Annotated in this window: 5 protein-coding genes; 1 reads left to right on the forward strand and 4 read right to left on the reverse strand. The window is 71.8% G+C overall.

What is annotated here, in order from left to right; genetic code table 11:
- The 4 genes from treZ to H0488_RS20845 form a co-directional block, all read right to left on the reverse strand.
- A partial coding sequence (gene treZ, locus H0488_RS20830) for a malto-oligosyltrehalose trehalohydrolase (protein WP_183101139.1) occupies positions 1–1,550 on the reverse strand: 1,550 nt, incomplete at its 3' end.
- Between the two features lie 1,266 nt (positions 1,551–2,816).
- Positions 2,817–3,908 carry an alpha-amylase family glycosyl hydrolase gene (locus H0488_RS23760; protein ID WP_220794845.1) on the reverse strand — a complete coding sequence of 364 codons (1,092 nt, stop codon included), beginning with the start codon at positions 3,906–3,908 and terminating at the stop codon, positions 2,817–2,819.
- On the reverse strand, positions 3,905–6,079 hold the full coding sequence (glgX, locus tag H0488_RS20840; protein WP_183101141.1) for a glycogen debranching protein GlgX: 2,175 nt from the start codon (positions 6,077–6,079) through the stop codon (positions 3,905–3,907). Before glgX ends, H0488_RS23760 begins: the two co-directional genes overlap by 4 nt.
- A gap of 97 nt (positions 6,080–6,176) precedes the next feature.
- Positions 6,177–6,482, reverse strand: coding sequence for a YtxH domain-containing protein (locus tag H0488_RS20845; protein ID WP_183101140.1), 306 nt, complete (start codon positions 6,480–6,482; stop codon positions 6,177–6,179).
- A gap of 96 nt (positions 6,483–6,578) precedes the next feature.
- On the opposite strand from H0488_RS20845, the gene H0488_RS20850 reads away from it, so the two are divergent.
- The coding region (locus H0488_RS20850; protein ID WP_220794846.1) for a hypothetical protein at positions 6,579–6,914 on the forward strand (336 nt) is incomplete at its 3' end.

Raw genomic sequence — 6,914 nt, forward strand, 5'->3', positions numbered from 1 at the left:
GTCTCGTCGACCGTCGCGTGACCGAACCGCGGCTCGGTGAGCTCGGGGTGCTCCCGCCGCAATGCGGCCAGCCGCCGGTAGCCGGCGAGCACCTCGGCGTGACGGCCGTCCGCGGCCTCGTCCCACCGCAGCACGCTGGCCTCGAAGGTGGCCGGGTCCTGGGGGTCCAGCACCTCCTCGGGGTTCCAGCCCATCCGCTCGAACTCGGCGAGCCGGCCCTCGGCCGTCGCCACCGCGAGCTCGGGTTCCGGGTGCGAGGTGAAGAACGCGAACGGCGTGCTCGCCGCCCACTCCTCACCCTGGAAGAGCATCGGGGTGAACGGCGACGCCAGGTTGAGCAGGGCTGCGCAGAGCAGCCGGCTGGTGTCGAGGTGCTCCGCGGTCCGGTCGCCACGGGCCCGGTTGCCGATCTGGTCGTGGTTCTGCACGCACACCACGAGTCGCCAGGCGGGCATCCGCTCGGTGTCGACCGGCCGGCCGTGCGGCCGATCGCGGAAGCTGGAGTAGGTGCCGTCGTGGAAGAAGCCCTTGTCCCACACCTTCGCCAGCGCGTCGAGCGGGGCGAAGTCGGCGTAGTAGCCGTCGGTCTCGCCGGTCAGGGCGCTGTGCACGGCGTGGTGGAAGTCGTCGCTCCACTGCGCGTCGAGGCCGTAGCCGCCGCCCTCGCGCGGCGTCACCATCCGGGTGTCGTTGAGGTCCGACTCGGCGATCAGCGTGAGCGGCCGGTTGAGGTGGGTCGACAGCGCGTCGACCTCGACGGCCATCTCCTCCAGCAGGTGCACCTCCGAGCCGTCCACCAGCGCGTGGACCGCGTCGAGGCGCAGGCCGTCGACGTGGAAGTCGCGCAGCCACATCAGCGCGTTGTCCAGGATCAGTCGCCGGACCTCGGCCGAGCCCTCCTCGTCGAGGTTGACCAGGTCGCCCCAGGTGTTGCGGCCGTCCTTGAGGTACGGCGCGAACCGGGGCAGGTAGTTGCCCGACGGGCCGAGGTGGTTGTAGACGACGTCCTGGATGACGCCGATCCCGGCGCGGTGGCAGGCGTCGACGAGCCGCTGGTAGGCGCGCGGGCCGCCGTACGGCTCGTGCACCGCCGACCAGAGCACGCCGTCGTAACCCCAGTTGCAGGTGCCGTTGAACGCGTTGACCGGCAGCAGCTCGACGAAGCCGACGCCGAGGGAGGCGAGGTGGTCGAGCCGGCCGGCCACCGCGTCGAGCGTCCCCTCAGGGGTGAACGTCCCGACGTGGAGCTCGTAGATGGTCGCGCCGGCCAGCTGCCTCCCGGTCCAGGACTGGTCGGTCCAGGTGAAGTCGCCGGGATAGAACGTCGCCGACCGCTCGTGCACCCCGTGGGGCTGCCGGCGCGAGCGCGGGTCCGGAAGCGGTGTCGGGTCGTCGTCGAGCAGGAAGCCGTAGGCGGTCCCCTCCGGGAGCTCACCGAGGTCGGCGGCCGGCACCCACCAGCCACCGGCCGACGCCGTCATCGGCACCACCTCGTCACCGAGGCTGAGCCGTACCCGTGACGCCCGCGGCGCCCACACGTCGAAGGTCATCGGTGGTCCTCGACGAGGAGGGCCACGGGGAGCGTGTCGAGGAGACCGCTCACCTCGGCGGCCGCCGGCCGGTCCGTCATCAGGTCGCGCCAGCTCCCCGGCGGCAGCTCCAGCCGGGTGTCGCCCCACCCGCCGGCTGCCTCGAGCCCGCGGGGCAGCCGGGTAACGACGGTGACGGCGCCGCCGCGGTCGAAGGCCAGCACGTGGTCGGCGCCGCTCCCCGACGCGGCCAGCGGGTGGTAGCGGACGAAGAGGTCGGGCCGGTCCCGCCGCAGCCGGAGCGCCGTGCGCACGACGTGCAGCTTGGCCCGCCCGTCGTCGTCGGCGTGCCGCGGCTGCGCGGGCTTCGCCTCCTCCGCGAGCAGCGCCCTGCGGTGCGTGAAGTCGACCGGCCGCCGGTTGTCGGGATCGACCAGGCTCTGCTCCCACAGCTCACTGCCCTGGTAGACGTCCGGCACTCCCGGCACGGTCAGGCTCAGCAGCTTGGCGGCGAGCGCGTTGCTCCAGCCCGGACCGGCCACCCGCTCGGCGGCGCCGTCGAGGATCGACCGCACCTCCTCGTCGTCGTACGCCGCGTCGACGACCGCGTGCACCGCCCGCTCGTGCACCCGGTCGGGACCGGTCCACGTCGTCCGGTCGCCGGCCTCGCGCATCGCCTTCTCCGCGTAGCCGTGCAGCCGCTCCCTCGAGATCGGCCAGGCGCCGAGCGCCGCCTGCCACAGGAGGTTGGCGAAGCCGGGGTCCGGGGCGGGCGCGGCAGCGAGCAGCCGGTCGAGGGTGTCGGCCCACCAGCCCGGATCCTCGGCGAGCACGGCGAGCCGCGCGCGCACGTCCTCCCCCCGCTTGGTGTCGTGGGTGCTGAGCGTGTTCATCGTGGCCGGCGTGCTGTCCTGACGCTGCGCCATCGCCGTGTGGAACTCGTCCGGGTGGACCGCGAACAGGTCGGGGTCGGCGCCCACCTCGTTGAGCAGCGTCAGCCGGCTCCAGCGGTAGAAGGCACGGTCCTCCACCCCCTTCGCCATCACCATGCCGCTGGTCTGCTGGAAGCGCAGCGCGGGCGCTCGGAGCGGGTCGGTCAGCAGCGGCAGCAGCAGGTCGAGCGAGCCGCCGAGATCGGGGCGCTCCCGCCGCACGGCGGCCGCCGCGGTGTCCAGGTCGTCGCGGCCGTCGGGGAGGTAGCTGCGGTAGACCGGGAACGCGGCGAGGAGCTCGACGAGGGCCGCCTCCACGCCCGCCCTCCAGTCCGAGGTCGGCTCGACCTCGAGCTCACGAGCGNAGCTCACGAGCGACCTCGCGGGCGATCCGGCGCACCTCGCTGTTGAGGATGGTCTGCGCGACCTCGCGCTTGTTGTCGCGGACCATCTCCGCCCAGGGCGGCTGTCCGCCGCGCAGGCGCTCGTCGAGCTCGCCGAGCGGCTGCTCGCCCGCAGGGTCGACCAGCACCCGGTCGACGAGAGCGAGGGCGTCGTATCCGGTGGTGCCGGCGGTCTGCCAGCGCTCGGGGAGCTCCTCCCCCGGCTCGAGGATCTTCTCGACGACGACCCAGGCGCCGTCCGTGAGGTGCGCCAGCTCGTCGAGGTACGCCGCGGGGTGGCGGAGGCCGTCCGGGTGGTCGACCCGCAGCCCGTCGACCAGTCCCTCGCGGAACCAGCGACCGATCTCGGCGTGCGTGGTCTCGAAGACGTCCCGGTCCTCGACCCGGACGCCGGCGAGGGTGTTGACGGCGAAGAACCGGCGGTAGTTGAGGTGCTGGTCGGCCGCGCGCCAGCTGACCAGCCGGTAGTGCTGCCGGTCGTGGACCGCGTCCGGGCTCCCGGCGTCCTCGGTGCCCGGGGCCAGCGGGAACCGGTGGTCGTGGTAGCCGAGCATGCCGTCCACGAGGTGCAGGTTGCCGATCGAGCCGTCGGGCCCACCGAGGTCGTCGTCGCCCACCACGGCGATCAGCACCTTGCCACCGCCCGCTGCCCAGTCGACGTCGAAGAAGTGCGCGAACCTCGAGTCCCGGCCGTGGGTGAGCAGGTCCCACCACCCGCCGTTCGTCGCCGGGGTCTCGATCCCGAGGTGGTTCGGCACGATGTCGACCACGATGCCGATCCCCCGCCCGTGCGCCTCGGCCGACAACCGGGCCAGCGCCTCGGCTCCGCCACGCGCGGGATCGACGCGCGTCGGGTCGACGACGTCGTAACCGTGGTTGCTGCCGGGGTGCGCCTCGAGCAGCGGCGAGAGGTAGAGCCACCCCACGCCGAGGTCGTCGAGGTACGGCAACAGCTCGCGCGCGGCGTCCAGGTCGAAGTCCTCGGTGACCTGCAGCCGGTAGGTGCTGCTGGGGATCCCGACCGGCCTGCGGTGCCTGCTCATCCCTCGGCCGCCATCGAGGCGACGGAGGCGGCCGGGCTGACGTCGACCTCGGTCGGCTGCTCGTGCCACTGCCGCAGGACGACGACGCTTCGGTACGGCAGGGCGAAGGTGCTGCCGGCGGCGAGCGCCGACTCGGTCTCGCACTCGCCCGTCGTGTCGAGGACGACCTGCCAGCGCGCGGCGTACTCCTCGTCGGGAAGGGTCACGGACACGGCGTCGCCGCCGTTGAACAGCAGCAGGAAGTGGTCGTCCGTGACCGGTTGTCCCCTCCGGTCGCGACCCTCGATGCCGTGACCGTTCAGGTACATGCCGAGCGCGCGCTGACCGCCCTCCCAGTCCTCGGCCTCCATCGGCCGGCCCTCAGGGTGCAGCCAGACGATGTCGTTGAGGCGCCCGCCCCCGTCCGTGCGGACGGTCCGGCCGGTGAAGAACCGCTGCCGGCGCAGGGACGGGTGCTCGTGCCGCAGCCGGGCGAGCTCGGCGACGAACTCGGTGAGGGGTGCGTCGACCCGCTCCCAGTCGATCCAGCTCAGCGGTGAGTCCTGGGCGTAGGTGTTGTTGTTGCCCTCCTGGGTGCGGCCGAGCTCGTCGCCGTGCAGCACCATCGGCACGCCCTGGCTCAGCATCAGGGTGGCCAGCAGGTTGCGCTGGTCGCGCGCCCGGACGCTGTTGACGTCGTCCTTGTCGGTCGGGCCCTCGACCCCGTGGTTCCACGACCGGTTGTCGTCGGCCCCGTCGCGGCCGTCCTCGCCGTTGGCCTCGTTGTGCTTCTGCTCGTAGGAGACCAGGTCGCGCAGGGTGAAGCCGTCATGGGCGGTCACGAAGTTGATGCTCGCGACCGGACGACGGCCGGAGTGCTCGTAGAGGTCGGACGAGCCGGCCAGCCGGCTCGCGAACTCACCGAGGTTGGGCTCGCCGCGCCAGAAGTCGCGCACCGTGTCGCGGTAGGCGCCGTTCCACTCGGTCCACTGGGGCGGGAAGTTGCCGACCTGGTAGCCCCCCGGACCCACGTCCCACGGCTCGGCGATCAGCTTGACCTGGCTGACGACCGGGTCCTGCTGCACCAGCTCGAAGAACGTCGACAACCGGTCGACGTCGTAGAACTCCCGGGCGAGGGCCGAGGCCAGGTCGAAGCGGAACCCGTCGACGTGCATCTCGGTGACCCAGTAGCGCAGCGAGTCCATGATCAGCTGGAGCGAGTGCGGGTGGCCGGCGTTGAGCGAGTTCCCGGTGCCGGTGTAGTCCATATAGTACTGCTGGTCGTCGTCGACGAGCCGGTAGTACGCCGGGTTGTCGATGCCCTTGAAGCTCAGCGTCGGGCCGAGGTGGTTGCCCTCGGCGGTGTGGTTGTAGACGACGTCGAGGATGACCTCGATGCCGGCCTGGTGGAAGGCCTTCACCATCGCCTTGAACTCCTGCACCTGCTGGCCCGCGACACCGCCCGGGCCGGCGTACCCGTCGTGGGGCGCGAAGAAGCCGATGGTGTTGTAGCCCCAGTAGTTGCGCAGCCCCCGCTGCAGCAGCACGTCGTCGTGCACGAACTGGTGCACCGGCATCAGCTCGATGGCGGTGACGCCGAGCTTGCGCAGGTGATCGATCACCGGCTCCTGGGCGAGGCCGGCGTAGGTCCCGCGCAGGTTGTCGGGCACGTCGGGGTGGGTCGCGGTCATCCCCTTCACGTGGGCCTCGTAGATCACGGTCTCGGCGTACGGCGTGCGCGGCGTGCGGTCGCCGTCCCAGTCGAAGAACGGGTTGATGACGACGCCGAGCATCGTGCGCTCGAGCGAGTCCTCGTCGTTGCGGCTGGTCGGGTCGTCGAAGTCGTAGCCGAACAGCGACTGGTCCCAGTCGACCTCACCGCGGGTCGCCTTGGCGTACGGGTCGAGCAGGAGCTTGTTCGGGTTGCAGCGCAGCCCCCGGGACGGGTCCCAGGGACCGTGCACGCGGTAGCCGTAGCACTGCCCGGGCTGGACCTCCGGCAGGTAGGCGTGCCACACGTAGGCGTCGACCTCGGTCAGGTCGACCCGGGTCTCGGTGCGGCTCCCCGCCTCGTCCACGTCGACCAGGCACAGCTCCACCCGTTCGGCGACCTCGCTGAAGAGGGCGAAGTTCGTGCCGCTCCCGTCGAATGTCGCACCCAGCGGGTACGCCGACCCGGGCCACGTCTCCACCACAGTCCAGCCACCTTCCAGCGGGCAGGGTCGATCGCCCGGCGTCCGCGCAGGAGGTAGTACCCGAAGTCGCCTTCGGTACCAGGGAAACCGCCGTCTACTTCGCCGGGTTCTCCGCGAAGCCGGCCGGCGTGTCCTGACCGGCCTCCTTGGTCCCGTCGTTCGAGCCGACCTTCTCGCTCACCTTGTGCACCGCGGTGGACGCGGTCTCGGCGAGCTTGTGCTGCACCACAGGAGCCTTCTGCGCCGCCAGGTCCTGCGCGTGCGAGACGGTCTCCTGCACCTTGGGGTTGTTCCAGGCGCCCTGGGCGCCCGACTTGATCTGTTCGTAGCGCTCTCGACCGGCGCGCGCTCCGAGCACGTACCCGACGCCGACACCGGCCAGGAATGAAATCTTCGACATGTCAACCCTCCTTTGACCTACCGGTGCCCGGAGTCGGCCGGGCCATACCGGGCATCGGCCCGTCGTCTACGGTGACACCGACGACAGGAGCGACGTGTGACGCAGGCCTTGTCCGGGATCGTGTCCGGCATCATCGACACCCACATCCACCAGTGGGACCCGTTCACCACCCCGCGTGAGGCCTCTCGTCTCGCGCCCCTCTACCGCCGGGCGCCACGACTGCTCGAGCGGCTGCTCCCGGTCGCCCTCGACCAGGGCACTCGCGAGATGGTCCGCACCGCGCAGTACGCCGCGCGCCCCTACCTCCCGGCCGACTACGCCGCCGACGTGGCCGGTGCCGTCGAGGCCGTCGGCGTGCCGGTCGAGGCCGCGGTCCACGTGCAGTGCGGCTGGCACCGCCCGGACCAGTCGGAGGAGACGGCGTGGCTCGAC

It is taken from the genome of Nocardioides pelophilus (assembly GCF_014180685.1).
Classification (GTDB): Bacteria; Actinomycetota; Actinomycetes; order Propionibacteriales; family Nocardioidaceae; genus Nocardioides; species Nocardioides pelophilus.